Origin of the sequence: Bacillus sp. RK1064 (assembly GCF_051488405.1) — a bacterium.
GTDB lineage: Bacteria > Bacillota > Bacilli > Bacillales > Bacillaceae > Bacillus.
This window is the reverse complement of the sequence record NZ_JBPSCZ010000001.1, coordinates 2,306,419-2,330,527: the sequence shown is the minus strand read 5'-3', so window position 1 is coordinate 2,330,527 and position 24,109 is coordinate 2,306,419. Positions and strand designations below refer to the sequence as shown.

Below are 24,109 nucleotides of genomic sequence, written 5' to 3'. Positions count from 1 at the left end.
GAGACGGGTTCTTTTCTGCTTTATGCTTGTTCTGTCACATGAACCTTTAACGTTGCTTGTACCTCTGGATGAAGCTTCACCGGTACATTTGTGTAACCTAATGCACGGATGGCGTCATTCAGCTCGATTTTGCGCTTATCGAATTTGATTTGATGATCTTTTTGCAATTTATCAGCGATTTGTTTGCTTGTAATCGATCCAAACAGACGACCGCCTTCACCTGATTTTGCAGTGAGCTCCACTGTTAACGCCTCAAGTGTCTCTTTTAGTTGCTTCGCTTGTTCAAGCTCTTGGATGGCATTCTTTTTCTCTTTGTTTTTCTGCCCTTCCAATGCGCTTAGGTTCGTTGGATTTGCTTCAACCGCTAACCCTTGTTTGATGAGAAAGTTGTGAGCGTATCCGTCAGCTACATTCTTGACTTCGCCTTTTTTCCCTTTGCCTTTTACGTCTTTTAGAAAGATGACTTTCATCTTTGAACCCCTCCTTCGAAATATTCATCAATGGCAGCTTTTAACTGCTCTACCGCTTCTTCAATGGTTATACCATACATTTGGGTGGCAGCGTTAGTCAAATGACCGCCGCCATCTAACGCTTCCATGATAATTTGGACGTTGATATCTCCTAATGATCTCGCACTAATGCACACCGTGTTGTCATCTCGTCTAGCGACAGCAAATGACGCTTCTACCTCACTCATTGACAATAGAGAATCAGCCGTCTGGGCAATCGTAATTTGATCATAATACTCCGAGCTGTCTGACGGCAATGAAGCAATCGCCACTTGATTTTGATACAAATCTGTATGCTGAATGAGTTTTGCCCGTTTGATGTAATGATCAACTGTCTCTTTTAGGAATTTTTGCACAAGGACAGGATCTGCCCCCTTCGCACGAAGATAGGATGCTGCATCAAACGTTCTTGATCCCGTTCTCAGCGAGAAACTCTTCGTATCCACGATGATCCCTGCGAGAAGCGCAGTAGCTTCAATCATGTTAATACGCAATTTCTTCGGCTGATACTCTAGAAGCTCTGTCACAAGCTCTGCTGTGGATGAAGCATACGGCTCCATATAGACAAGTAATGGATCACGGATAAACTCTTCGCCGCGTCTATGATGGTCAATGACCACGATATTTTCAATCTTATTGAGCAGTCGTTCTTCCATGACGAGAGACGGTTTATGTGTATCCACGACCACAAGCAATGTATCATCCTCTGCAAGCTCCATGGCTTCCTCTGGGGTGATAAAACGTGACCAAAGATCTTCATAATTCTTAATCTCACTAATCAAGCGTTGAACACTGTCACCAATTTGGTTGGCATCAATGACAATATAGCCTTCTTTCCCATTGGCCTGGGCGACCTTTAAAATTCCAATCGATGCACCGATCGAGTCCATGTCTGGGAACTTATGCCCCATGATCATGACATTTCCGCTTTCAGATACAATTTCTTTTAAAGCATGAGAAATGACTCGTGCGCGTACACGTGTCCGTTTCTCCATTGGATTCGTTTTCCCGCCGTAGAATTTCACTTTTCCATTTGGCTGCTTAATGGCTACCTGATCCCCGCCTCGTCCGAGGGCAAGATCAAGACTCGACTGCGCAAGTGCCCCAAGCTCTTTTAAAGAAGGAACGGACGCTCCAATCCCGATACTCAGAGTAAGTGTCGCACTATGCGCCCCTGTTTTCTCACGGACCTCGTCTAAAATGGAGAACTTCGACGCTTCAAGCTCTGCTAAGATGCTCTCATTTAGAACCGCCATAAATCGTTCAGACGAAATTCGCTTCAGGAAAATGCCATATTCTTGTGCCCAATTGTTTAACAGCGACGTCACTTCACTATTAATGGTGCTGCGCACCTGATCATCAAGACCCTGCGTGACATCATCGTAATTGTCTAAAAAGATATAAGATAACACCGTTCGTTCATTTTCGTACTGTCTTTCAATCTGCACCTGTTCCGTGACATCAAAGAAATATAAAAGGCGCTCTGACCGTTTAATAATGACTTTGAATTTCCGGTCATTCAGCGTCACATTTTCTGTCTCGACCTCTTGTTTAATAAGAGGCACAACGGACTCGAATGTATCATACAAGGATCTGCCGACAAGCGTGCTTTCATGAAAGCACGAAGCGAGAAATGGATTTGTCCATTCGATATAATACTGGTCATTAAACAGCATAATACCAATTGGCATTTCCATTAATGCTTCTTCTCCAACCTTTTTGACTCGATAGGATAATGTTGAAATATATGAATCAATCTCTTTTTGCACTTGCGTATCTGCCCACTTTAAGAAGTAGAGCACACCTGCAAGAACGAAAAGACCAACCGCTCCTATGATCCAATTATAATAAAGGTTGAGGAGGACTGTGACCACCGCAAGGACAATCAAAGCGATGATCGGATACTTGATGACAGGTTTTCTATAGAAGCTTGGCACTGATATCAACTCCTCAACATTCAGAGTGAATTATTTGTTTTTTACTTTCTCTCTTAAATCAAAGCCTATGTCAGCAATCCCTATAATACGCACAATCACACCGACTGGCGGATAGAGAACCCCTAACACGATAGCGAAAATGGGCACCGCTTTTGAGATGCTTTTTTCGTGGCAATAATAGAAGATAAAGGAAAATCCCTGAATAAGCACCAGTATAAATAAAATTTGAAAAGCACTCGTTTGAACAAGCCATAAAAAGCTGCCTTTTTCCGTCTGAATCAGCATCAAAAGCAGTGTGAGTAAATAATACCATACCATGCTTTTTGGCAGCCGCATATCCTTAAATTTCTTCAAGACCGGCATGTCTTTGACAAACCGTTTGATCAGAGGCTGCACGAACCAGTGATTCACGAACGCCAGCAATGTGACACCAATTAACAGCGCTACAGGCAAAGCACTCAATGCAGCATCCTGCATCTCTCTGAACTGCTTCAGCTGCTTCGCAATGTTCTGCTCAGAAGCGCCGGATTGCTTTAAGACACTCTCTAACATCGGAATCATTTGTTCAACCGACTCTTTCGCGATACCCATGATATCGACTTGAAAAAGCTGAACACTGACAATAAAGGAGATAAGAAAACTGAATAAATAGATCAGCGCACCTGTAATGATGGCATTCCCAGGCTGCCTTCTGCTGTAGAAAACACCCATGCCTAATCCGGCAGCAATCAGAATTGGCGCACTCATGAGTCCAGCAAGAGACCCAATTAAAAAGCTGATCACTATCCCAATAGCGCCAGCAGCAATTCCTTTTTTCAAGCCGTGCCTGATTGTATAGAGGATAATCGGTATCGGAGCAGCTAGAAAGAAAATAATGGATAATAGCGGCACATACAAATAAAACAGCATCATGACAGAAAAAATACTGATCATGATAGCGCCCTCTACTAACGCTTTTGTTTGTTTCACACCTTCACCTCTATCCAATCCTTTTTCTATATCTTGCTCAATGTGTCCTTCTATGTATACGTACGATGTAAGCTACACCATGTCTTACCCCAACCTTTATTTTACCATAGCGGCAAATCGCAAGTAAAATGCAGGCTATCTTAGGAGCGTTTCACGTGGAACACCAATATAGATTCGTACATGCAACTTTTCAATCAGCATGTTACAATTTTTTAGATTATTCTTAGCTATAAACCCTGAATTCAAGGTCAAAAGCTGTTAGAATAGAAACATCATCAATAAATGTAAGAAGGAGAATTCACATGGGAAAAACACTCGTATTCGGACACAAAAACCCTGACACAGACACGATTTGCTCTGCTATCGCTTACGCTGATCTGAAAAACAAAATCGGCGTTCAGGCAGAAGCGGTCAGACTTGGAGAAATCAATGGAGAAACACAATACGCATTAGATTTCTTTAAACAAGAAGCACCTCGTTTCATTGAAACGGCTGCAAACGAAACAAAGCAAGTCATTCTTGTCGATCATAACGAATTCCAACAAAGTGTAAGCGATATTGATCAAGTACAAGTGACTGAGGTTATTGATCATCACCGTATTGCCAACTTTGAAACAAGTGAACCTCTTTACTATCGCGCTGAGCCTGTTGGCTGTACAGCAACAATCTTAAACAAAATGTACAAAGAGAACCAAGTGAAGATTGAAAAAGAAATCGCTGGTTTGCTTTTATCTGCAATCATTTCTGATTCCTTGCTATTCAAATCCCCAACATGCACACAGCAAGACATTGATGCTGCGCATGAGCTAGCTGAAATTGCAGGGGTAGATCCAGAAGTTTACGGCCTAGACATGCTGAAAGCTGGCGCTGACCTAAGCCAAAAAACGGTTCAAGAATTAATTACAATTGATGCAAAAGAATTTGCACTAGGCAATAGCAAAGTGGAAATTGCGCAAGTTAATACAGTAGATATCGCGGAAGTAACAGCAAGACAGGCTGACATTGAAGCGAAAATCAATGAAGTCATCGCAGCGAAAGGTCTTGATCTCTTCGTTCTTGTGATCACAGACATCCTAGAAAATGACTCCCTTGCTCTTGCACTCGGTACCGAAGCTGAAAAAGTAGAAAAAGCATTTAATGTCACACTTGAAAACAACACCGCTTTACTAAAAGGTGTTGTATCAAGAAAGAAACAAGTGGTACCTGCACTAACAGACGCACTTTCTTAATCAACACAACAAGACTGCTGACATGTTCAGCAGTCTTTTTTCTTCTTTTAATGAATGTACATATCGCTGACAAGAATATCCTTTAGCACACTTGTTGGAATCGTGAATTCAACTACACCCATGTAACCAGGTGCCACATCATATTCATTAAAGGAAATCACCAGTTTGCCTTTTGAATTGATATAGAAGCTTTGATCCGGCTTAATTTTCTTAAATGGATCCGCCATATCTTGCTTGCCAATCCAGTAAATCTTATTTGAATCCTCTTTCATCTGTTTCTTCATTTGATCTTTAATATTTTCACTAATGACATCTATATACCGATCATCTTTAAACAAACTTGGTAATGTAATCAGTACATGATTTTTCTTATCCACCGTATCATATGTCATTTCCTCTGCCGCAGAAGCTTGAGTCGTCACCTTGTATCGACCTAACGAGAGAATTTGGTCATTGTTCGTTCTCACTTCATATCCGCTCTCTACACTTAAATGACCATTTTTATAACCCTTTGTTTCCTTTTCAAAATCTTGATACAGCTTTTTGTTTTCAGCTAAATATTTTTGATTCAGGCTGTCTTGTAATTTTCCGTCCCCAAGCCCTGAAACGTGTGGTGTTTTAAGGTCAATATTCGTTCCTTGATCACTCTTTTTAAATTCTGTGAATGTCACGACTTTCACCAGCTCGCCAATGACAGGCACCTCTGAAATGGCTCTTGCCGCCTGTGGACTGACATTAACAGTCGTGACAAATAGAGCAGCCGCAGCAACAAGTCCGATGGTCCATTGCTGAAAATGAGTTTTTTTGTTTTTTCGTTTCAATGTCCGTTCAACCATAGCATCATATTCCGGTGGAATTGGGATTTCTAAATATTCCTCTTTTAACTTTTCCAAATGCTTATCCATTTATATTTCCTCCTGCGATAATTCTACTTTTAAAAGCCGCAACGCCTTATATAATCTTGTTTTGATGGTGTTTTCGTTTTCTTCGAGAATATGGGCGATGTCCTCTAATTTTAAATCTTCAAAGAATCTCAAAATGATGATAACCCGGTACATCTCAGGCAAATCCTCTAGGGCTCGTCTGACATCTTGATCCTCATAGACATCTGACTCACCCTTTGACAAGAATTCGAGTGTGTCATCATCTGTCACTTGCACCCGCTTCTTTTTTCGTAAAAAGTCTAGGGCAGCGTTCACCACGATTTTATAAAACCAGCTATGCATCTTAGTTGCATCCTCTAATCGGTGAACAGATTTGAGTGCTTTATGAATCGCCTCTTGAACGACATCCATCGCATCCTCTGGGTTTTTGACATAACTATAGGACAATCGATAAAAACTGTGTTTATGCTCCATTACGTAATCAGCAAATTGATCCTCAATCTTTCGTTTCTTCATTTTACAAAGAGCTCCTTTATCTTAAATGCGCATCGGTTATTTCTTACAATGGATAGACGCGCGCCTTTGGAAAATAGTTTGCGCTCGGTTATTTTTTTAACATGTCATCCCATTTCCGTTTCTATACAAAAAGAGCGAACCAGACAGGTTCACTCTTTCAAAGCAGATATTGTTTGATGGACAAACTGTTTAAGTGGAGAAAGCGGATGAATGATCGGAACGCCTGTCTCCTCTTCCATCTGCTGTGCCGCATGAACCATCGATAGCTGCATCACGCAAATATCTCCGCTTTGTTTCATACATCTTCTGAGCTGCTTTTTGATTTGCTCCTCATAAGCCTGCATATCACCATTTAGGCAAAGGTGAAAGACATCCTCCATCACCATAACTTCTGCATCAATCTGTTTGCCGTGCTCTTTTGCATATGATTTAAGCCGCTTCATTGTCCCTTCCACTGTATCCGGGTTTGAAAACACAAGTTGAAGAGGCCCTTTTCCCTGACAAATCAGCTCAAATAACGGTTCATCGATCGGAACAATCGGTTGTTTAAAAAGATGCTGCTGATCACCCAAAGCGGCAATGTATTGTGTACACGTGAGCAGAATGAGATCGGCTTCATCTTCTTGCATCAATTTGTTGATGACATAGGCTTGCTGCTTGTGTTGATCAAAAGTGGGATCTTGTGTAGCGCGTTCTATAAATGATGAATCGACCGTGTGATAAAGCGCAATATCGGTATCGCCAAAAACATCTTCTATATATGACTGATTGGACGGATGGGCGTGAAGGCAGTGTAATCGAATCATCAGGTTCGCTCCTCGTGAAAGTTTTCAATCATTATATCAATCCTTGTATGAAATAGGGAGCATGATGACCATATTGTTAGGGAGATATTGAAGGAGGGATTTAATTGAAAGAAGAACAACACCCTAAACCATCTTCAGAGTCAGAAGACACTTTAACAAATCGGCAAGGTCATCCCGTAACAGACAATCAAAATATGAGAACCGTTGGAAATAGAGGACCAACTACGCTTGAAAACTACGATTTCCTAGAGAAAATCAGTCATTTTGATCGTGAACGCATTCCTGAACGTGTCGTCCATGCGCGCGGGGCCGGAGCTCACGGTTATTTTGAAGCCTATGGCACATTCGGTGACGAACCCATTTCCACTTATACAAGGGCAAAATTATTTCAGGAAAAAGGAAAAAAGACACCTGTTTTCGTTCGTTTTTCTTCTGTGATTCACGGCGGTCATTCACCAGAAACATTGCGTGACCCTAGAGGATTTGCGATTAAATTTTATACAGAAGAAGGCAACTGGGATCTCGTGGGGAACAACCTCAAAATTTTCTTTATCCGAGATGCTTTGAAATTCCCTGATTTGGTTCATGCCTTTAAGCCTGATCCTGTCACCAACCGTCAAGACGGCGAGCGTATTTTTGACTTCGTCTCGCAATCACCTGAAGCGACGCATATGGTGACATTTCTCTTTTCACCATGGGGCATCCCCGCAACCTATCGGCACATGCAAGGCTCAGGTGTCCATGCCTACAAATGGGTGAACCATGAAGGAAAAGCAGTGCTGGTCAAATATCACTTTGAACCGAAGCAAGGCATTCGCAACCTGACGCAAGAACAAGCTCAAGCGATTCAAGGAGAAAACTTTAATCATGCCACACAGGATTTGTATGAAGCCATTGAGCAAGGAGATCATCCTGAATGGGAGGTATATGCGCAGATCATGGAAGATGATGCCCATCCTCACCTTGACTTTGACCCGCTTGATCCGACAAAGCTTTGGTACAAGGATGACTATCCATGGAAACCGATTGGACGAATGGTGTTAAACAAAAATCCAGAAAATTATTTCGCAGAAGTCGAGCAGGTCGCCTTTGGGACTGGCGTTCTCGTAGACGGTTTGGATTTCTCAGATGATAAGTTGCTTCAAGGGCGCACCTTCTCCTATTCTGACACGCAGCGATATCGTGTGGGGCCAAACTATTTACAGCTGCCGATCAATGCACCGAAAAAGCATGTGGCCACGAATCAAAGAGATGGGCAAATGGAATACCATGTCGATCAAGGCAAAGAGCAAAACCCTCATGTGAATTATGAACCATCGATCCTCGGCGGATTAAAAGAAGCCAAGCAGGATGGAAAAGATCATACGCCTTTTGTAGAGGGTGACGTCAAACGAGAAGCCATTGACCGCCCGAACAACTTTGGCCAAGCCGGAGAAACGTATCGCCGCTTCAATGATTGGGAACGTGAGGAACTGATTAAGAACTTAGTCAACACCCTTGCGACCTGTCAAAAGGACATTCAAGAGCAAATGATCGAAAACTTTACAAAGGCTGACCCTGATTACGGGAAGCGTGTCGCTGACGGCTTAAAAGCCTTCAAACAAGAACAGCCAAGCGGACCTATAGGCTCTACAGGCGCCGCACAAGCCGTGAACGAAGCGATTAACAACAGCACACCTTCAGATCCTTATTAAATAAAAAAGAATGCAGCACCTAGGCTGCATTTTTTTTGTATCCATCGATTAAGCGTTTTGACCTTTTTTGATCCATTCTGCCACATTGACTGTACGTTTTGCCTGATGTTTTGCAGCAGCTTCTGCATCCTCTTGGATCTTTCCATTTTGGTCAACAGTGACACTCACGCCGTAAGGGTTGCCCCCTGCACCGTATAATGAGTCATCTGTGTATCCAGGAGCGGCAATAATCGCTCCCCAGTGGAACATCGTTGTGTAAAGGCTAAGAATGGTCTGTTCCTGCCCGCCATTTGGGTTTTGTGCAGAGGTCATCGCACTCACTGCTTTGTTTGCCAATTTCCCTTGGAACCATAAGCCGCCAGTTGTATCTAAGAATTGCTTCATTTGAGCCGGCAAGTTACCGAAACGTGTCGGCATGCTAAAGATGATGGCATCTGCCCACTCTAAATCACTTAATTGAACCTCTGGAACATCCTTTGTTTCGTCTAAATGTGCTTTCCATGCTGGATTTGATGCTACAACTGCTTCTGGTGCCAATTCAGCAACCTTTAATACTTTCACTTCGGCGCCAGCTTCTTTCGCTCCAGCTTCAGCCCATTTTGCCATCTGATAGTTTGTACCTGTTGAACTATAATAAATAATCGCTAATTTTACGTTTTCCATTTGTTCCATCTCCTTTTGTTTGGTTTGCCCAAAAAGCTTCTGTAAAAATCCCACCTGTATTCCCTACCTTCATTAAAATTGACGACGATACCATAATGCCGCAGCATCGACTTCTTCTCTCGTTAGCTGATGCCCGCGATTTTCCCAATGTAGTGTGACCGAAGCGCCTGCGCCTTTCAGCAATTGCTCGAGCTCTTGTGATTCCTCTGGGCGGCACATTGGGTCATTTTCACCAGCTGCGATAAAGACTTGTTTCCCCACCAATGAAGGCAATGAAACTCCGCGTCTTGGAACCATTGGATGATGCAGGATCGCTCCTTTTAACGCATCTTCGTAATGGAATAAAAGACTTCCAGCAATGTTTGCCCCATTAGAATATCCGATAGCCACCACATTGTGACGATCGAACCCATATTCATCTGCTGCTTCTCCGATAAATGTATATAGTTCCTCTGTACGCTCAATTAAATCCTGCTCATCAAATACACCCTCTGCCAAACGCCTGAAAAAGCGCGGCATACCGTTTTCCAACACATTTCCTCTCACACTAAGAACGGATGCGTCAGCATCTACTAAATCGGCAAGCGGCAATAAATCTTCTTCCGTCCCGCCAGTACCATGCAGTAATAACAAAACAGGTCTTTGTTCATTCTTTCCTTTTCGAAAAAGATGCTTCATCATGAATCTCCTTTCCCTTTAATCTCTCTCACTTCTATTGGCAGCACAATTTGTTCAATCTGACTGCGCTGCGCCTCATATTGCGGTGGCAGTTTCAATGCTTCACCCATTGTTTCCACTGATTCATCGTGTGCAAACCCTGGAGGATCAGTCGCAATTTCAAATAATATGCCGCCAAGCTCTCTAAAATAAATAGCATTGAAGTAATTTCGATCTTGCACAGGTGTCACTTGATACCCGCTTTGCGCAATATGTCTTTGCCAATCTAATTGATCCTGATCATCTGTCGCTCTCCATGCAATATGATGCACAACCCCAACACCCATACGTCCGCGTGCAACAGGTGTCTTGTTCACATCAATCACATTGCCTATCTCACCAAACGAACGGAATCTCACATAGTCCTCTTCTGCTCCAACTCGTTCAAAACCCATTGTTTGTTCTAGCAGCTGCATCGTTTGCTCCGGCTGTGATGTTAACAAAACAGCTCCGCCAAATCCTTTTATCGCGACATCTGGTGTGACCCCGTTAAAAGTCCACTCATTTTGTTTTCCCTCCGCACGTTCTACTAGCTCAATCAACAAGCCGTGTGGATCTTCAAATGAGAGAAAGGCTTCATCAAAACGTTCAACCATTTCATAAGAAATATCAAACTGCTCAAGACGTTCCTTCCAGAAAGAGAAAGCGCCTGGCGGTACGACATATGTCGTCACGCCCACTTGACCTGCGCCAATTTGTCCCTTTTGTGCACCTGGCCATGGGAAAAACGTGATAATCGTCCCCGGAGATCCCCCTTCATTTCCAAAATATAAATGGTACGTACCCGGATCATCAAAATTAACGGTCTTCTTCACGAGACGAAGTCCTAAAACACCTGCATAAAAATCAACGTTCTCCTGAGGATGCCCTACAATTGCTGTGATATGGTGAATTCCTTCTATTTTCTTCACTTCTAATGACCTCCTCATCATGAAGTACAAGCCTCTATTCATTATGTCTTTACTGACGTCTTTATATTATCTCGAATTCGAGATATTAAATCAAAAAAATATATTTATCTCGAATTAAGGATATGATGTTTTTAAATAAATGTCAACGGTTTTTGTTTTCCCTTTTAAAAAAGCAGGTCTGCTTTTTACATAACAGACTTGCTCTTCCTGATTATTGCAGTAATTTTTTCTTTTTTAAATAGGCTTTCGCAACCTGAAATGCATCCTTACCTTTCACATTTACTTCATAATTCATTTCTCTCATCTCATCATCTGTGATTTGACCACCAAGCTTATTGAGAGAGGTCCCGATCTCAGGGAACTCAGTTAATGTCTCCTGTCTTAGCAGCGGTGCTCCTTGATATGGCGGGAAAACATGCTGATCATCATCAAGCACCTTTAATTTGTATTCCCTCAATTCACTGTCTGTCGAATACGCATCGACTAAATTGATATCTCCTTTTTGAAGCGCTCGATACCGAAGCTTCGGTTCCATCGTCACCACATCGTCAAAGGAAAATTGATAGGTCTTTTGAATACCTAGATACCCATCCTGTCGATCAGAAAATTCTAAGGTGAATCCAGCCTTTATGCGATTCTTGATCTTGCCTAGATCTGAAATATTGGATACATCATATTGATCAGCCAGCGACTGAGGCACGGCTAAAGCATACGTATTGTTGTAAGCCATCGGCTCAAGAAGGCGGAGCTGAAAGGATGATTCCAAACCACGCCGCGCTTGCTCATACACTTTTTCTTTATCTGTGCTTTTCGCTGTTTGTTTGAGGAACTCAGAAATCGCAGTACCGGTAAACTCAGGATAAATATCAATATCACCAGACCGTAAAGCTTGAAAAACAAAGGACGTCTTGCCAAGACCAGGCTTAAGATTGACTTGAATATCCGTATCCTGTTCAATTAAAAGCTTATACATCGAGATCAGGATTTCAGGCTCTGATCCTAACTTTCCACCGATGGTGATTTCTTTCTTTTCTTGTTGAAACAGTAATGGGCCCGCGACAACTGCTCCTGCAATCACAGTAAAAACCGTCACAGAGATCACAGTCTTTTTAAAAGAGATTTTCTCAAAAGTGTGCAGCACCACATCAAATAAGAGTGCGAGTAAGGCAGCTGGTATAGCCCCAATGACAATGAGCGACATATCATTTCGATCAATTCCCAGCAAAATCAGACTTCCTAACCCCCCAGCTCCGATCAGTGCGGCAAGAGTGGCAGTTCCCACAATGAGAACCATCCCGGTTCTGATACCTGCCATGATTACTGGCATGGCCAAAGGCAGCTCCACCTTTAATAACCGTTTGCGGTGATTCATTCCCATGGCAAGCGCCGCTTCTCTCAGGGAAGGGTCGACCTCCTGAATGCCTGTATATGTATTTCTTAAAATAGGGAGTAAGGCATAGACGACAAGCGCAATAATGGCAGGCACTTGTCCAATCCCAACGAGAGGAATCAACAAGCCAAGCAGCGCGAGCGACGGAATTGTTTGCAAAACCGCCGTCACCCCAATCACCCACTCTGCAAGCTTTGGCACCCTCGTTAAATAGATACCTAATGGAATGGCAATCAAAATCGCTAAAAATAAAGCAATAAAAGAAATTTGAATATGCTCAAGTAAGGCGTGTCCCAATTGTTCTTTTCGGTCCAATAACACACTGATCCAATCATTCATGTGACTCGCCCCTCTCTCTAGGAGAATCAGCTAAAAACTGAATCACCGCTTGACGATTCACTAGTCCAATTCGCTCCCCATCCTTTTCCACAGCCAATTCCTCATGCTTTGCCAATTGGGATAAGACATCGTCCAGCGTGGCATGTGCTGTGATCGCTTCATAGCCTAAAAGAGCCTCATGAGCCATTGGTCTAGCCATGGCCTCTAGCTCAAACGCTTGATGTCCCACATGGCGAGCAGCCCCTGAGACAAACTCCTGAACAAAAGCATTGACTGGGTGTTGAACCAATTCCTCTGGACGACCAATCTGCACCACTTTCCCTTCCTTCATGATACAAATTCGATCACCAAGCCTCATCGCTTCCTGCATATCATGCGTCACGAAGACAATGGTCTTTTGAATACGGCGCTGCAAATCAAGCAGATCATCCTGCAATTTCTCCCTCGTTAGTGGATCTAACGCACTAAAGGGTTCATCCATCAGGACAATCTCAGGATCAGCTGCAAGTGCACGTGCCACACCGACACGCTGCTGTTGTCCGCCAGACAGCTCTGACGGCTTTCGATGTCGATACATAGCAGGATCAAGCCCAACCATCTGCATCAATTCATCGACACGCTTATTGGTCTCATTCCGGCTCCACTGTTTGAGCTCTGGTACCACGGCGATATTTTCTTCAATGGTCATATGAGGAAAAAGGGCAATTTGCTGCAGAACATACCCAATATCCCAGCGCAGCTCATACATATCATAATCATTTATTTTTTGACCTTTTATGTAAATCTCACCTTCTGTAGAAGAAATGAGACGATTGATCATTTTCAATGTCGTCGTTTTCCCGCTTCCACTAGGTCCAATAAATACAAAAAATTCACCTTTCTGAATCTCTAAATCAACCGATTGAACGGCATAGCGCTCATCAGAAAATTGCATCGATACCTTCTTAAATTCAATCATCTTCCCACGCCCTGACTGCAATTATTTTCTAGACTATCAATATGACAGATTGACCCCGTATTTGTATAGAACAAACTGTCACTTTCTCTCTCTTTTACATACTTCCCCTAGGATGCCCGCCAAAAACAGCTCTAGCCAATTCGGATGAGATTCTTAGTGAGACAAATAAAAAAAGCGAAGAGCTCGAGGCTCTCCGCTTTTAAGTCAACGACTTACTCACCAGTAACGTATGGAAGTAATGCCATTTGACGTGATTTTTTAATCGCTAATGTCAATTTACGTTGATACTTAGCGCTAGTTCCTGTTACACGACGAGGTAAAATTTTACCACGCTCAGAAACAAACTTTCTAAGAAGATCAACATCTTTGTAATCGATGTGCGTGATACCGTTAGAAGTAAAGAAACATACCTTACGACGTTTCGCACGACCGCCTCTGCGTCCACCTGCCATTTGTTTTCACACCTTTCCTTTAGTCAATTTTTCAGATCAATTAGAATGGCAAATCATCATCGGAGATGTCAATCGGTTTACCATCATTCGCAAATGGGTCATCATTGAAGCTATTTCCCTGATTACGATTTTGTTGGTTGCTTTGATTGCCATATGGATTTTGATTTGGTTCATTTCCGAATGGATTCTGATCGTTTTGGCTACCGCCATAATACTGGCCTCCGCTATTGCCACCGCCGCTGTATCCACCTGAACCAGCACCGCCGCTCTTAGGCTCAAGAAATTGAACACTTTCAGCTTGAACCTCTGTCACGAAGACACGCTGTCCTTGCTGATTTTCATAGTTTCTTGTCTGCAAACGACCGTCTACACCGGCAAGACTTCCTTTTTTCAAGAAATTAGCCACGTTCTCGGCTTGTCTTCTCCAAGTAACACAGTTAATGAAATCGGCTTCACGCTCTCCAGATTGATTCGTAAACGTACGATTCACAGCTAGAGTAAACGTGGCTACAGCCGCACCATTAGGCGTGTAGCGAAGCTCAGGGTCTTTTGTTAGTCTTCCGACCAATACAACACGGTTTAGCATATTGAAAGACCACCTTTAAATATATATTTCAATGATTTATACTTCTTCTTTAACAACAATGTGGCGAATGATATCGTCACTGATCTTAGCTAAGCGGTCAAATTCTTGAACTGCTGCAGCGTCAGATTGAACGTTTACGATTTGGTAGAAGCCTTCACGGAAATCGTTGATTTCGTATGCAAGACGACGTTTACCCCAATCCTTTGTTCCAGTGATCTCCGCACCGTTAGAAGTTAACACGTTATTGAAACGCTCGATAACTGCTTTTTTAGCCTCATCGTCAACTGTTGGGCGGATGATGTACATAACTTCGTACTTTCTCATCTGATTGCACCTCCTTTTGGTCTAAGCGGCCCTAAACGGGCAAGGAGCAATAAATTATATTACTCACAATTGTATATTATAACAAATCTCTTGGCCTATGACAAGAACCTATACATTAAAACGGAAATGAATGACGTCTCCATCTTTCACTACATATTCTTTACCTTCTAGACGAACTTTTCCTGCCTCTTTTGCAGCAGACATGCTTCCGCCAGCAAGTAAATCCTCATATGCAACCGTTTCAGCACGAATAAATCCACGCTCGAAGTCTGTATGAATGATTCCAGCACATTCCGGTGCCTTCATTCCTTTTTTAAACGTCCAAGCGCGTACTTCCTGCTCACCTGCTGTGAAATAAGTAGCTAAGCCAAGAAGTGAATAAGATGCTTGAATCAGCTGATCTAGACCTGACTCTTTGATGCCAAGCTCTTCAAGGAACATCTGCTTCTCTTCTCCTTCAAGCTCTGCAATTTCAGACTCGATCTTCGCACAAACGACGATGACTTCAGCATTTTCACCAGAAGCAAACTCACGGATTTGCTGCACATATTCGTTACCGTCATGATCCGCTACTTCATCCTCACTAACATTTGCTACATAAAGAACTGGTTTAGATGTGAGTAAATGAAGCTGTTTCACAAGCTTCTGCTGCTCATCTGTAAATTCTACAGATCTTGCCGATTTCCCAGCTTCAAATGCGTCCATTAGCTTCGACAAAATATCAAATTCAGCTACCGCTTCCTTATCCTTTTGTTTTGCAAGCTTACTCACACGAGCCAAACGCTTTTCAACTGTTTCTAAATCAGCCAAAATTAATTCTAAATTAATGGTTTCGATATCTGACACAGGGTCAACCTTACCTGATACGTGTGTGATGTTATCATCTGCAAAAGCTCTCACCACGTGACAGATCGCATCTACTTGACGAATGTGAGAAAGGAATTTATTTCCTAAACCTTCACCTTTAGAAGCCCCTTTGACTATACCGGCAATATCAGTGAATTCAAAAGCAGTCGGAACTGTCTTTTTCGGCTGCACCAATTCTGTTAGTTTTTGCAAACGCTCGTCTGGAACTTCTACAATTCCGACGTTTGGATCAATGGTACAAAACGGATAGTTAGCAGACTCCGCTCCAGCCTGTGTAATTGCATTAAATAGCGTTGACTTCCCGACGTTAGGTAAGCCAACAATACCAGCTGTTAAAGCCATTCTTTCATCTCCTCTATATCAAACGTGCTCGTTAGACTGCGTAATATGAACCTAGAGCAATTATAAGTAGGTTTACATGAAAAGACAAGCTAACCGTTATGCATTATCAATAGAAGAAACATTGCCAAAAAGGATTAATCAGTGCTTTAAAACGCGAATTTACACCTGCTTCTTCTATACAAAAGACGAATTTCATCAAAAAAGCATGAGGCCTGCTTAAGCAGTTGGCTCCTCATGCTTGACGAGAATTTTCTTCATTTTTCGTTCAAAGTCTCTTCTTGGGATCATCACGCTGTGCCCGCAGCCTTCACATTTAATGCGAATATCCATGCCCAATCGAATAACTTTCCACCGATTGACACCACATGGATGGGGTTTCTTCATTTCAACGACGTCATGTAACCCAAACGCTTTGTCTGCCATCAGCCTTCACCTCTCTTGCTCACTTCATTGAATCTATTGTACAAAAAAACGGCGATGAAGAGCAATGTACAAAACAAAGAACCTCTTTCAATCATTCATCCTATTCTTTTTTATAGAAAAAACCCTTCTTTTAGATCATTTTATTTGTGACCAATAGTTACTTAAACTCCGCTTTTTTTCAATATTGTCACAAACACTGTAGGTCAAAAGGTTTTTATTGGTAGAACGCTGTGGTTTTTCCATATTTTTTGATTTATGATATCTGCATAAATGTTATGTGAGGGAGCAGGTACGATGGTCAATCGAAAGGATAGATTAACTGATAAAGAATATAAAATCATATCCGATCATGCTGGAAACATAGACAATTACCAGCAGCACCATACGATAGAAATAGGTCAGCAAACGCTCACTGTCCATGATTTTCTCAAGGTCGATCATCAATTATATGGTTTAACGATGCAGCCGGAACAATCAGACGAGTTCATCGTCGCTTTTCACTGTCCGCAGCCAAATCAAATGCCGGTGACCTCGCCACAAGATGTACACACCGCGGCACAGTCATTGCTCAAAACGGATTATGCCTATCCCATTGAAAGGAAGTCCCTTGATGGCAATCAAGATCATGTCTTTTTTAAAGGAAAGGAATACATAGAGCAAGTCTGTCAGCAGCATCCAAATGCAGGTATCTATCTCACTGGACAAGCCCTTGCCGGTGCTGTTTGTGCTTATGTTGCAACAGAACAGCCAGCTGTCAAAAAAGCCGTCACCTTTGATAGCCCAAATATATGGAGCAGTCTGTCGCCTGCGATTCAGCAGAAAGCGCAGCAAGGTCAATACACACGGATATTGACTGAATATATTCAACCTAGTCATTATGTAGGTTTACTCAATCGTCATGATCATGGGGTTGGTCAAGTCAAGTATACTGTACCGCCACGGCAGCAAGACGCCGTCCAAGAACCCGTTACATACAAAAAAAGAGAAATTGACACCTTTTTAAAATCAGCGTTTGCGTCTATGAATATAGAATGGAACGAATCCTTTGATACAAATGCTTTTTTAGCTCTTATTTCTGGGAGTTACAAAGTAAATGGGTATTCATTTCACACAGATGGGTCTGCCCGTATTTTAGATGAACAGCTTGATCATAATACAAGTTTTACAGCCATGCTGTTGCAAGAAATCCATTCTGGACGTGCATATGCACAAAGCGGCCTTGAAATTATCATAAAATCCCATTTACTGAAAAATTCATCCTACGATCTCCAAAGTGTGATTGAACATGAAGTACACACTATATTTGAGAAAATCGATGGGATCGATGAAAGTGTAAAAGACGCCGTCCAGCATGTAAAACAGGAGCTCAAAGGACTCGTCGGCTTTGGTCACTATGATTTACTAAGTCCTAGTGATGTGGAAGCACTAGTAGAGGAAGTGAGGATGGAACAACATCATTCCTCCTTTTATTCACACGAAAAACAGCTGAATGCCTTGTACACCCTGAGAGATTACGAACAAGAACTTTCTACCCTTTCAAGACATATGTACACAATGGGTGATGACTACGCCAAGGCAGATAGACGCCTTGCGATGCAAATGGGTATTCATTAAGAAAGGAGTCATCGCATGATCAATCAAAATAAACCTCCTAGTGACGCCCAGCGTTTCTTGCAAAATGTGAGTGCCCGCCGCTCCATGTCTGTATTTGAAAGTCAATCGGCACCGCAAACACAGACGCAGTCCCCCGAAGAAATGGCCGCAATTCAGGCCATACGCAGAGAAGGACAGCGAAAGGATCTAAAACGGCTGCTCAAAATGCGGCTTCATGACGAATTAGCAAACACTCGCGTGCACTTGGAGTATCAATTGTCTAAAACCGAAGACATGATCAACCAAACGACCATTGTCAAACAACACATCTCCCAGCATTTAAAGGGACAAGCCATTTCAGAATTAGAGGAACGACTTCAGCGTCTCAAGCAAATGCCAGTCTATGATGATATCAAAGACGCCATTGATTCTATTCGGATAAAATAAGCACCGCTCTGACAAAGAGAGGTGCTTATTTTATTTTACCAATATAATTTTTAGAGCGGGAAAATATCTTTTTACTTAAAATCGGATATAGCATTAAACAGACAAGCAAATAAAGATTCAGCAAACTATATATCGGATACAAGAAAGCAATCAAATCGGCAAACCCAAGAGATGTTAAAGGCGCCATCAAAAGAAGCATCACAAGCACAACCAGCCAGCGAGGCAAGGGGACAAAAGAGAGCATCCGGCTGGATAGACCAAATAAACCTGCAGCTGTCGTCGTATAAATAGCTAGACAAAGGACAACCGTCATAAACACAAACAATGATGTCGGTGCTCCTTCTAATACTGTAAACAAAGGAATGCCTTCTGCTGATAGACTCCCAGAAATATCAACCAGTATTTCGTTATACACGTACGAGATGACCCCAAAAATCAGGCCGCTTAATATACTCGCCACTTTGGCCTCTCCAAGCCCCTTCATTTCTTTCCCAACCGAAGACAGCACTGCCACCACAGATAATATATTCAAAGAGGCAAAGACAATGCTGGCAGGCCAATTGTACTGCTGCCCAAAATCAATCCGCCACATATGATCATGGTTCATATAATAAAAAACAAACGCATAGATGAGCCCCGCCACCAAAATTGGTATAATGAAAGCATTCACAGATAAGAGCCCTTTCACATCCCAGAAAAAAATCATAAATGAAAACAGACAAAATGCACCGATGCCAATCCAAAATGGTACATGATACATCTCGAGTGTCACCCCGCCACCGGCAATCATGACTGTCGTTGTCGTGAATAAATAAAGGACAATTAAAACGTCATACACTTTAGCCAGCCATGGACCGACAAGCCGCTCTAGCACTGGCACAAAGTGATCGGCACGTACCTCATAACTGATTTTCAACACCACATAGGTAGACAGCATAAACATCAATGTAAACAGTAGAATGGCTAGTCCGCTATCAATGCCAAAAAACTGCCAAATTTCTTGGCCGGAAGCATACCCCGCTCCTATTAAGCTTCCTAAAATTAAAAGCGTCCACCTTGAACCAGCCTTCCACACAATCATCACCTCATAGGTATAGAATTAAGCTTGTTTCCGTATACTGTTACTAACTACTATGACAAGGAAGTGAGACCTATGAATAGCAAGAACGGTCTTTTTTTTAGAAATAGGGTGAAAGAATACGTGTCCCATACGGATACAAATGCCATTCAACAGCTTAAAAGTATTTTATTCTCGCATCTTCAGAAAGCAGGAAAAAGACCCGTTGCCATCGTTTGTATTGGAACAGACCGCTCAACTGGCGACTCTCTAGGTCCACTTGTTGGTACAAAGCTTTCAGGTCTGGATTTGAAAAAGCTTCATGTATATGGAACGCTCTCTGACCCAGTTCATGCGGTCAATTTAAAAGAAAAGCTCGCTGAAATTGAACAAGCTCATAAACATCCGTTTATTGTAGCGATTGATGCCTGTTTAGGAAGAGTGAAAAGTGTAGGCTCCTTCCAAATTGGAGATGGACCGTTAAAGCCTGGGGCGGGTGTACAAAAGGAGCTGCCAGAGGTAGGAGATATTCATATTAATGGAATCGTCAATGTGAGCGGTTTTATGGAATACTTCGTTCTCCAAAACACACGTCTTCATCTTGTCATGTCTATGGCCAATACACTTTCTGAAAGTCTATCTCACATTGATCAAATGGATTGGACAAGAGAAAAAAATCGGTCCCTTTTCGCTCCTATTCAAAATATCACCGGCAGAATATAAAAAAGACCATCTCGTATCAAGATGGTCACTCTGATGATTCTCTCGTAGAAAGCAATTCGAGGATTCTTTCTAAATCTTCGTTGGAGAGAAATTCAATCTCAATTTTTCCTTTTTTCTTCTGTTTCTTGATCGTCACTGAAGTGCCAAAGTAGTTTTGTAAGAAAGACTCTCTTTCTTTCAAGACTCGATCCTTTGGTGCTTCTTTTTTCTTTGTTTCACGTGGAACATTTTCGTTTAACTGCTGAACAAGTTTCTCAACCTGGCGTACGTTTAACCCCTCATCCACGATTTTCTTTACCAATGGCGCTAGCTTATTTTTGTTTTTCAAGCTAAGCAATGTTCTTCCATGTCCCATCGACAACGTTCCATCTTCAATCAGCTTTTGTACTTCATCCGGTAAAGTCAAAAGACGAAGATGGTTCGCAATATGCGGTCTGCTCTTCCCTAATCGCTTCGCTAATTCCTCTTGCGTCACACTGAGGTGATCTAGCAAGGAAGCATAGGCTTCCGCTTCTTCTAATGGAGATAAATCCTCGCGCTGCAGGTTTTCTAAAAGGGCAATCTCTCTCATCAGCGTTTCTGAAAATTCTCTGACGATCGCAGGAATCGTTGTCAGACCAGCTTGCTGTGCTGCACGGAAACGACGTTCACCTGCTACAATGTCATATCCTTTAATCGATTTACGGACAATGATCGGCTGTAAAACTCCGTGCTGCTGAATTGATTCTTTCAGATCAGCCAATGCATCATCATCAAACGTTTTCCTTGGCTGATACGGGTTCGGACGCAAATCCTTTAATTTGATTTCTTCGACCGTTTCTTCATTTGAGTCTACATTGTTAAATAGTGCATTAATACCCTTTCCAAGACCTTTAGCCATTCGCATCCACTTCCTTTGCTAAGTCTAAATAGACATCTGCACCTCTTGAACGTGGATCATACAAGATAATCGGTTTCCCATGACTAGGCGCTTCACTCAGTCTCACATTTCGCGGAATCACGGTCTGATAGACTTTATCTCTAAAGTATTTCTTCACTTCTTCAATGACCTGAATCCCAAGATTTGTTCGTGCATCAAGCATTGTCAGCAAGACACCTTCAATGGCAAGATCAGTATTTAAATGTTTCTGCACGAGACGAACTGTGTTTAACAATTGGCTCAATCCTTCAAGCGCATAATATTCACACTGTACCGGAATTAAAACGGAATCGGATGCTGTTAACGCATTAATCGTCAGTAATCCGAGTGATGGCGGGCAGTCAATAATCATATAATCATAATTTTGCTTAACAGATTCAAGTGCTCTCTTCAATCTCACTTCACGTGAAATCGTAGGCACAAGCTCTATTTCAGCCCCTGCAAGCTGTATCGTCGCAGGAATGACATCAAGATTTTCGACCTCTGTCGTCTTAATCACATCAAGGACATCTGCATCATCAACTAAAATATCATACACACACTTCTCTACGTCGGCCTTCTCAATCCCAATACCACTCGTGGCATTGCCCTGCGGATCAATATCAACTAACAACACTCGTTTACCTATGTATGCTAAACACGCACTCAAATTAACAGAAGTTGTCGTCTTCCCGACGCCGCCCTTCTGGTTGGTAATCGCTATGATTTTTCCCACGATGTCACCCACTTTCAACTTAACAAGTTTCTCATTTTATTCATACTTCCTATTCTATCAAAAAAAGTATGAAACGTTTGCTTTTTTTGTTTCTCCATTATATATTCGTCAGCAAATGTCTATTTTCGTACATGAAAGGACGAACCAAAACGGATTAAAAAATATATCGATATATCTTTTTGGTGGAAAAGACAAGCATAAAAAACCCTCACTTTCATCAAAAGTGAGGGGCACATGTCAAAAATGTAATCCACCAATTTTACGGCCTTCGTTCACAATGACTTTAGGAGTCACTGTATGATAGCTTCTCTTTTTTAAGAATCCGTAGGGGGTTTTAATGGTATATGTCGCATGTCCCAAAGCGTCACCAGTTTTGGCATAGGCCTGCCACACAATCTTTGAACAATACGTCGGATCGAGTGATTGAATTGACAGGGTGATGGAGTATCGAGCCTTTGGATGAGTTTTCACATAATCGTGCGCCCATTCCCCTGCCAGGTCTGCTGTTTCCTCTTGATTAATTCGAATTACCTTTGTATTGGCATTATAGCGAAACCAGTTAAGAATGGAATCAAGCTGAGGATGCTGTCGAAACCCTGGAATAGAAGCAAAGCTTTTCTCATTAATGACGATACCTGCATGTCCAACGATACCCTTCAAAGCATCAGTACTTGTCACCAATATATCTCCTTTTTTAGGCATAATATCGGTACCAGGATACGGCTTTCCTAAAAGGTGCTTGATGGTGTGCGGCTTTTCATCCGTTACCAACTCATCCTGCTTGTTTTGTTGTAAGCCATAGTCCTTCAAATCATCGCTAGCTGAAATCAAGTCAATTGTGTCGTCCTGAGACTCATGCTCATGATTTAATTGCTGTAAAGTGACCTCCTTAGAAACAACACCTTGTTTCTTCAGAACGTTCAGTTCTTTTTTGGCCAGCGGGCTTTCTTCTGCAGGAGCCGTTGGCGAATTCACAGCAAATATGGTTGTTTCATTTGTAAAAAGAAAAAAAGAAAATAGTAAATAACAAATAATAACAAATTTCGTCTTTTTCATTTTCATCGAGTCATGTCACCTCCTTTCTTCTATGAAAATCATATTCTACCAATTTATGAATAATAAGTAAATATATTGTGGAACCAATAAAAAAAGCTGACGAGTGGCTCTCATCAGCTTTTTTCTATTTAGGAATCCGAATCGTTAATTGGATATATTCCTCAAACTCTTCTTCCTCGGTATTTATTTTAAGCCCGCTGTCTTCTACCATATGGAGAGACTGACGAATGGTATTCATCGCAATTCGTGTATCACGACTAAACGCCTTACGTTTTGGCTTCGGTTTGCGATCTGTTTTTTGTTCAAGCATTTTCACTACACGCTCTTCAGTCTGTTTTACATTCAGCTGCTTTTCGATGATTTCCTGCAATAGCGCGATTTGTAATTCTGGAAGCTTTAGGGGTACAAGTGAACGTGCATGCCTTTCAGAGATTTTTTTCTCTAAAATGGCCTGTTGTACCTCTTCAGGCAACTTTAAAAGTCTTAATTTGTTTGCAACAGTTGATTGTCCCTTGCCTAAACGCTGAGCAAGCGCCTCCTGTGTTAAATCATGAAGCTCTAAAAGGCGTGCATAAGCATGAGCCTCTTCAATAGCAGACAGCTCTTCCCTTTGCAAATTTTCAATCAATGCCACAGATGCCGTTTCCGTATCAGTAAAGTCTTTTATAATAGCGGGGATTTTCTCCCATTGAAGAGTCTGTACCGCTCTCCAACGTCTTTCGCCGGCGATCAGTTCATATTTACCTTCTTCTTCTGTTGGTCTGACAACAATAGGTTGGATAATGCCATGGGTATGAATCGTCGTGGCCAGCTCATGTATCTTTTCTTCTGAAAAAATGGTGCGTGGCTGAAAACGGTTTGGCATAATTGTGTCGACCGGGAGCTCCTGTATCTCTTCCTTTAATGTATCATGCTCAGCAATCTCTGCCTCTATTTCGGTTTCACGCTCAGGATGTTCTTTGTCACCAAGCCCGAAGAAGCGTGAGAGTGAATGCTTCATGAACCTACACCACCTTTAAAAACTACCTTTTTATAATTCTATTTTCTCATGTTTTTTCCTTCTGTAAAATCTTAAATATTGAA

General features: G+C 42.1%; 26 protein-coding genes. 5 read left to right on the top strand and 21 right to left on the bottom strand.

What is annotated here, in order from left to right:
• Positions 1-20: 20 nt before the first annotated feature.
• The 3 genes from rplI to ACSSTM_RS11945 are packed head-to-tail and all read right to left on the bottom strand — an operon-like array spanning position 21 to position 3,415.
• Positions 21-470, bottom strand: a complete 450-nt coding sequence (gene rplI, locus ACSSTM_RS11955; protein ID WP_095286171.1) for a 50S ribosomal protein L9 — start codon at positions 468-470, stop codon at positions 21-23.
• Positions 467-2,446: a DHH family phosphoesterase gene (locus ACSSTM_RS11950; RefSeq protein ID WP_034660639.1), complete on the bottom strand. Its 1,980-nt coding sequence runs from the start codon at positions 2,444-2,446 to the stop codon at positions 467-469. The genes rplI and ACSSTM_RS11950 overlap by 4 nt, the downstream gene beginning before the upstream one ends.
• Positions 2,447-2,476: 30 nt before the next feature.
• Entirely contained in the window at positions 2,477-3,415 is a 939-nt protein-coding gene (locus ACSSTM_RS11945) for a YybS family protein (RefSeq protein WP_034660744.1), read from the bottom strand.
• A 302-nt stretch (positions 3,416-3,717) separates the two neighbouring features.
• On the opposite strand from ACSSTM_RS11945, the gene ACSSTM_RS11940 reads away from it, so the two are divergent.
• Positions 3,718-4,644, top strand: a complete 927-nt coding sequence (locus ACSSTM_RS11940) for a manganese-dependent inorganic pyrophosphatase (protein WP_095286172.1) — start codon at positions 3,718-3,720, stop codon at positions 4,642-4,644.
• A 47-nt stretch (positions 4,645-4,691) separates the two neighbouring features.
• On the opposite strand, the gene ACSSTM_RS11935 is transcribed toward ACSSTM_RS11940, so the two are convergent.
• The 3 genes from ACSSTM_RS11935 to ACSSTM_RS11925 form a co-directional block, all read right to left on the bottom strand.
• Positions 4,692-5,549 carry a DUF3298 and DUF4163 domain-containing protein gene (locus tag ACSSTM_RS11935; protein ID WP_034660641.1) on the bottom strand — a complete coding sequence of 286 codons (858 nt, stop codon included), beginning with the start codon at positions 5,547-5,549 and terminating at the stop codon, positions 4,692-4,694.
• Positions 5,550-6,044 (bottom strand): RNA polymerase sigma factor, encoded by a 495-nt coding sequence (locus ACSSTM_RS11930; protein WP_034660642.1) that lies wholly within the window; start codon positions 6,042-6,044, stop codon positions 5,550-5,552.
• A gap of 149 nt (positions 6,045-6,193) precedes the next feature.
• The gene (locus tag ACSSTM_RS11925; RefSeq protein ID WP_034660643.1) at positions 6,194-6,850 is read right to left on the bottom strand and encodes a hypothetical protein; all 657 of its coding nucleotides are present in this window, start codon (positions 6,848-6,850) and stop codon (positions 6,194-6,196) included.
• Between the two features lie 194 nt (positions 6,851-7,044).
• Here ACSSTM_RS11925 and katX point away from each other — a divergent pair, with 194 nt between their 5' ends.
• The gene (gene katX / locus ACSSTM_RS11920) at positions 7,045-8,544 is read left to right on the top strand and encodes a catalase KatX (RefSeq protein WP_254637664.1); all 1,500 of its coding nucleotides are present in this window, start codon (positions 7,045-7,047) and stop codon (positions 8,542-8,544) included.
• Between the two features lie 48 nt (positions 8,545-8,592).
• Here katX and wrbA read toward each other — a convergent pair whose 3' ends face one another.
• The 10 genes from wrbA to ACSSTM_RS11870 form a co-directional block, all read right to left on the bottom strand.
• Complete coding sequence (wrbA, locus tag ACSSTM_RS11915) at positions 8,593-9,207, bottom strand: NAD(P)H:quinone oxidoreductase (protein WP_003215063.1); 615 nt, start codon at positions 9,205-9,207, stop codon at positions 8,593-8,595.
• Positions 9,208-9,279: 72 nt separating this feature from the next.
• Complete coding sequence (locus ACSSTM_RS11910) at positions 9,280-9,888, bottom strand: alpha/beta hydrolase (RefSeq protein ID WP_080869564.1); 609 nt, start codon at positions 9,886-9,888, stop codon at positions 9,280-9,282.
• A complete protein-coding gene (locus tag ACSSTM_RS11905; protein WP_342689352.1) occupies positions 9,885-10,856 on the bottom strand; it encodes a ring-cleaving dioxygenase in 972 nt (323 codons plus the stop codon). The genes ACSSTM_RS11910 and ACSSTM_RS11905 overlap by 4 nt, the downstream gene beginning before the upstream one ends.
• A gap of 190 nt (positions 10,857-11,046) precedes the next feature.
• Entirely contained in the window at positions 11,047-12,564 is a 1,518-nt protein-coding gene (locus ACSSTM_RS11900; protein WP_342689353.1) for an ABC transporter permease/substrate-binding protein, read from the bottom strand.
• Complete coding sequence (locus ACSSTM_RS11895) at positions 12,557-13,522, bottom strand: ABC transporter ATP-binding protein (protein ID WP_342689354.1); 966 nt, start codon at positions 13,520-13,522, stop codon at positions 12,557-12,559. Before ACSSTM_RS11895 ends, ACSSTM_RS11900 begins: the two co-directional genes overlap by 8 nt.
• A gap of 212 nt (positions 13,523-13,734) precedes the next feature.
• Positions 13,735-13,974, bottom strand: a complete 240-nt coding sequence (gene rpsR / locus ACSSTM_RS11890) for a 30S ribosomal protein S18 (RefSeq protein ID WP_008347556.1) — start codon at positions 13,972-13,974, stop codon at positions 13,735-13,737.
• A gap of 40 nt (positions 13,975-14,014) precedes the next feature.
• The gene (ssbA, locus tag ACSSTM_RS11885; RefSeq protein WP_034660649.1) at positions 14,015-14,560 is read right to left on the bottom strand and encodes a single-stranded DNA-binding protein SsbA; all 546 of its coding nucleotides are present in this window, start codon (positions 14,558-14,560) and stop codon (positions 14,015-14,017) included.
• Positions 14,561-14,596: 36 nt separating this feature from the next.
• The gene (gene rpsF / locus ACSSTM_RS11880) at positions 14,597-14,884 is read right to left on the bottom strand and encodes a 30S ribosomal protein S6 (protein WP_003215073.1); all 288 of its coding nucleotides are present in this window, start codon (positions 14,882-14,884) and stop codon (positions 14,597-14,599) included.
• Positions 14,885-14,992: 108 nt separating this feature from the next.
• The gene (ychF, locus tag ACSSTM_RS11875) at positions 14,993-16,093 is read right to left on the bottom strand and encodes a redox-regulated ATPase YchF (RefSeq protein WP_034660650.1); all 1,101 of its coding nucleotides are present in this window, start codon (positions 16,091-16,093) and stop codon (positions 14,993-14,995) included.
• 216 nt (positions 16,094-16,309) lie between these two features.
• Positions 16,310-16,516 (bottom strand): DUF951 domain-containing protein, encoded by a 207-nt coding sequence (locus ACSSTM_RS11870; RefSeq protein ID WP_012011910.1) that lies wholly within the window; start codon positions 16,514-16,516, stop codon positions 16,310-16,312.
• A 294-nt stretch (positions 16,517-16,810) separates the two neighbouring features.
• On the opposite strand from ACSSTM_RS11870, the gene ACSSTM_RS11865 reads away from it, so the two are divergent.
• Positions 16,811-18,130, top strand: a complete 1,320-nt coding sequence (locus ACSSTM_RS11865; protein WP_034660651.1) for a phage hydrolase — start codon at positions 16,811-16,813, stop codon at positions 18,128-18,130.
• Between the two features lie 15 nt (positions 18,131-18,145).
• Positions 18,146-18,556, top strand: coding sequence for a hypothetical protein (locus tag ACSSTM_RS11860; RefSeq protein WP_095286176.1), 411 nt, complete (start codon positions 18,146-18,148; stop codon positions 18,554-18,556).
• A 25-nt stretch (positions 18,557-18,581) separates the two neighbouring features.
• On the opposite strand, the gene ACSSTM_RS11855 is transcribed toward ACSSTM_RS11860, so the two are convergent.
• Entirely contained in the window at positions 18,582-19,637 is a 1,056-nt protein-coding gene (locus ACSSTM_RS11855) for a YkvI family membrane protein (protein ID WP_095286177.1), read from the bottom strand.
• A 72-nt stretch (positions 19,638-19,709) separates the two neighbouring features.
• On the opposite strand from ACSSTM_RS11855, the gene yyaC reads away from it, so the two are divergent.
• Positions 19,710-20,336, top strand: a complete 627-nt coding sequence (yyaC, locus tag ACSSTM_RS11850) for a spore protease YyaC (RefSeq protein WP_034660655.1) — start codon at positions 19,710-19,712, stop codon at positions 20,334-20,336.
• 25 nt (positions 20,337-20,361) lie between these two features.
• On the opposite strand, the gene ACSSTM_RS11845 is transcribed toward yyaC, so the two are convergent.
• The 4 genes from ACSSTM_RS11845 to noc form a co-directional block, all read right to left on the bottom strand.
• Complete coding sequence (locus ACSSTM_RS11845; protein ID WP_034660656.1) at positions 20,362-21,216, bottom strand: ParB/RepB/Spo0J family partition protein; 855 nt, start codon at positions 21,214-21,216, stop codon at positions 20,362-20,364.
• Entirely contained in the window at positions 21,209-21,970 is a 762-nt protein-coding gene (gene soj / locus ACSSTM_RS11840) for a sporulation initiation inhibitor protein Soj (RefSeq protein WP_034620351.1), read from the bottom strand. The genes ACSSTM_RS11845 and soj overlap by 8 nt, the downstream gene beginning before the upstream one ends.
• Before the next feature lie 237 nt (positions 21,971-22,207).
• Complete coding sequence (locus ACSSTM_RS11835; RefSeq protein WP_034660658.1) at positions 22,208-23,032, bottom strand: orthopoxovirus pf05708 family protein; 825 nt, start codon at positions 23,030-23,032, stop codon at positions 22,208-22,210.
• A 118-nt stretch (positions 23,033-23,150) separates the two neighbouring features.
• Positions 23,151-24,026, bottom strand: coding sequence for a nucleoid occlusion protein (noc, locus tag ACSSTM_RS11830; protein ID WP_034660661.1), 876 nt, complete (start codon positions 24,024-24,026; stop codon positions 23,151-23,153).
• Positions 24,027-24,109 lie beyond the last annotated feature (83 nt).

Coding starts and splice junctions, on each gene's coding strand:
- rplI (WP_095286171.1), bottom strand. CDS start 470: ATGAAAGTCATCTTTCTAAAAGACGTAAAAGGCAAAGGGAAAAAAGGC.
- ACSSTM_RS11940 (WP_095286172.1), top strand. CDS start 3,718: ATGGGAAAAACACTCGTATTCGGACACAAAAACCCTGACACAGACACG.
- ACSSTM_RS11935 (WP_034660641.1), bottom strand. CDS start 5,549: ATGGATAAGCATTTGGAAAAGTTAAAAGAGGAATATTTAGAAATCCCA.
- ACSSTM_RS11930 (WP_034660642.1), bottom strand. CDS start 6,044: ATGAAGAAACGAAAGATTGAGGATCAATTTGCTGATTACGTAATGGAG.
- ACSSTM_RS11925 (WP_034660643.1), bottom strand. CDS start 6,850: ATGATTCGATTACACTGCCTTCACGCCCATCCGTCCAATCAGTCATAT.
- katX (WP_254637664.1), top strand. CDS start 7,045: ATGAGAACCGTTGGAAATAGAGGACCAACTACGCTTGAAAACTACGAT.
- wrbA (WP_003215063.1), bottom strand. CDS start 9,207: ATGGAAAACGTAAAATTAGCGATTATTTATTATAGTTCAACAGGTACA.
- ACSSTM_RS11910 (WP_080869564.1), bottom strand. CDS start 9,888: ATGATGAAGCATCTTTTTCGAAAAGGAAAGAATGAACAAAGACCTGTT.
- ACSSTM_RS11905 (WP_342689352.1), bottom strand. CDS start 10,856: ATGATGAGGAGGTCATTAGAAGTGAAGAAAATAGAAGGAATTCACCAT.
- ACSSTM_RS11900 (WP_342689353.1), bottom strand. CDS start 12,564: ATGAATGATTGGATCAGTGTGTTATTGGACCGAAAAGAACAATTGGGA.
- ACSSTM_RS11895 (WP_342689354.1), bottom strand. CDS start 13,522: ATGATTGAATTTAAGAAGGTATCGATGCAATTTTCTGATGAGCGCTAT.
- rpsR (WP_008347556.1), bottom strand. CDS start 13,974: ATGGCAGGTGGACGCAGAGGCGGTCGTGCGAAACGTCGTAAGGTATGT.
- ssbA (WP_034660649.1), bottom strand. CDS start 14,560: ATGCTAAACCGTGTTGTATTGGTCGGAAGACTAACAAAAGACCCTGAG.
- rpsF (WP_003215073.1), bottom strand. CDS start 14,884: ATGAGAAAGTACGAAGTTATGTACATCATCCGCCCAACAGTTGACGAT.
- ychF (WP_034660650.1), bottom strand. CDS start 16,093: ATGGCTTTAACAGCTGGTATTGTTGGCTTACCTAACGTCGGGAAGTCA.
- ACSSTM_RS11870 (WP_012011910.1), bottom strand. CDS start 16,516: ATGGCAGACAAAGCGTTTGGGTTACATGACGTCGTTGAAATGAAGAAA.
- ACSSTM_RS11865 (WP_034660651.1), top strand. CDS start 16,811: ATGGTCAATCGAAAGGATAGATTAACTGATAAAGAATATAAAATCATA.
- ACSSTM_RS11860 (WP_095286176.1), top strand. CDS start 18,146: ATGATCAATCAAAATAAACCTCCTAGTGACGCCCAGCGTTTCTTGCAA.
- ACSSTM_RS11855 (WP_095286177.1), bottom strand. CDS start 19,637: ATGATTGTGTGGAAGGCTGGTTCAAGGTGGACGCTTTTAATTTTAGGA.
- yyaC (WP_034660655.1), top strand. CDS start 19,710: ATGAATAGCAAGAACGGTCTTTTTTTTAGAAATAGGGTGAAAGAATAC.
- ACSSTM_RS11845 (WP_034660656.1), bottom strand. CDS start 21,216: ATGGCTAAAGGTCTTGGAAAGGGTATTAATGCACTATTTAACAATGTA.
- ACSSTM_RS11835 (WP_034660658.1), bottom strand. CDS start 23,032: ATGAAAATGAAAAAGACGAAATTTGTTATTATTTGTTATTTACTATTT.
- noc (WP_034660661.1), bottom strand. CDS start 24,026: ATGAAGCATTCACTCTCACGCTTCTTCGGGCTTGGTGACAAAGAACAT.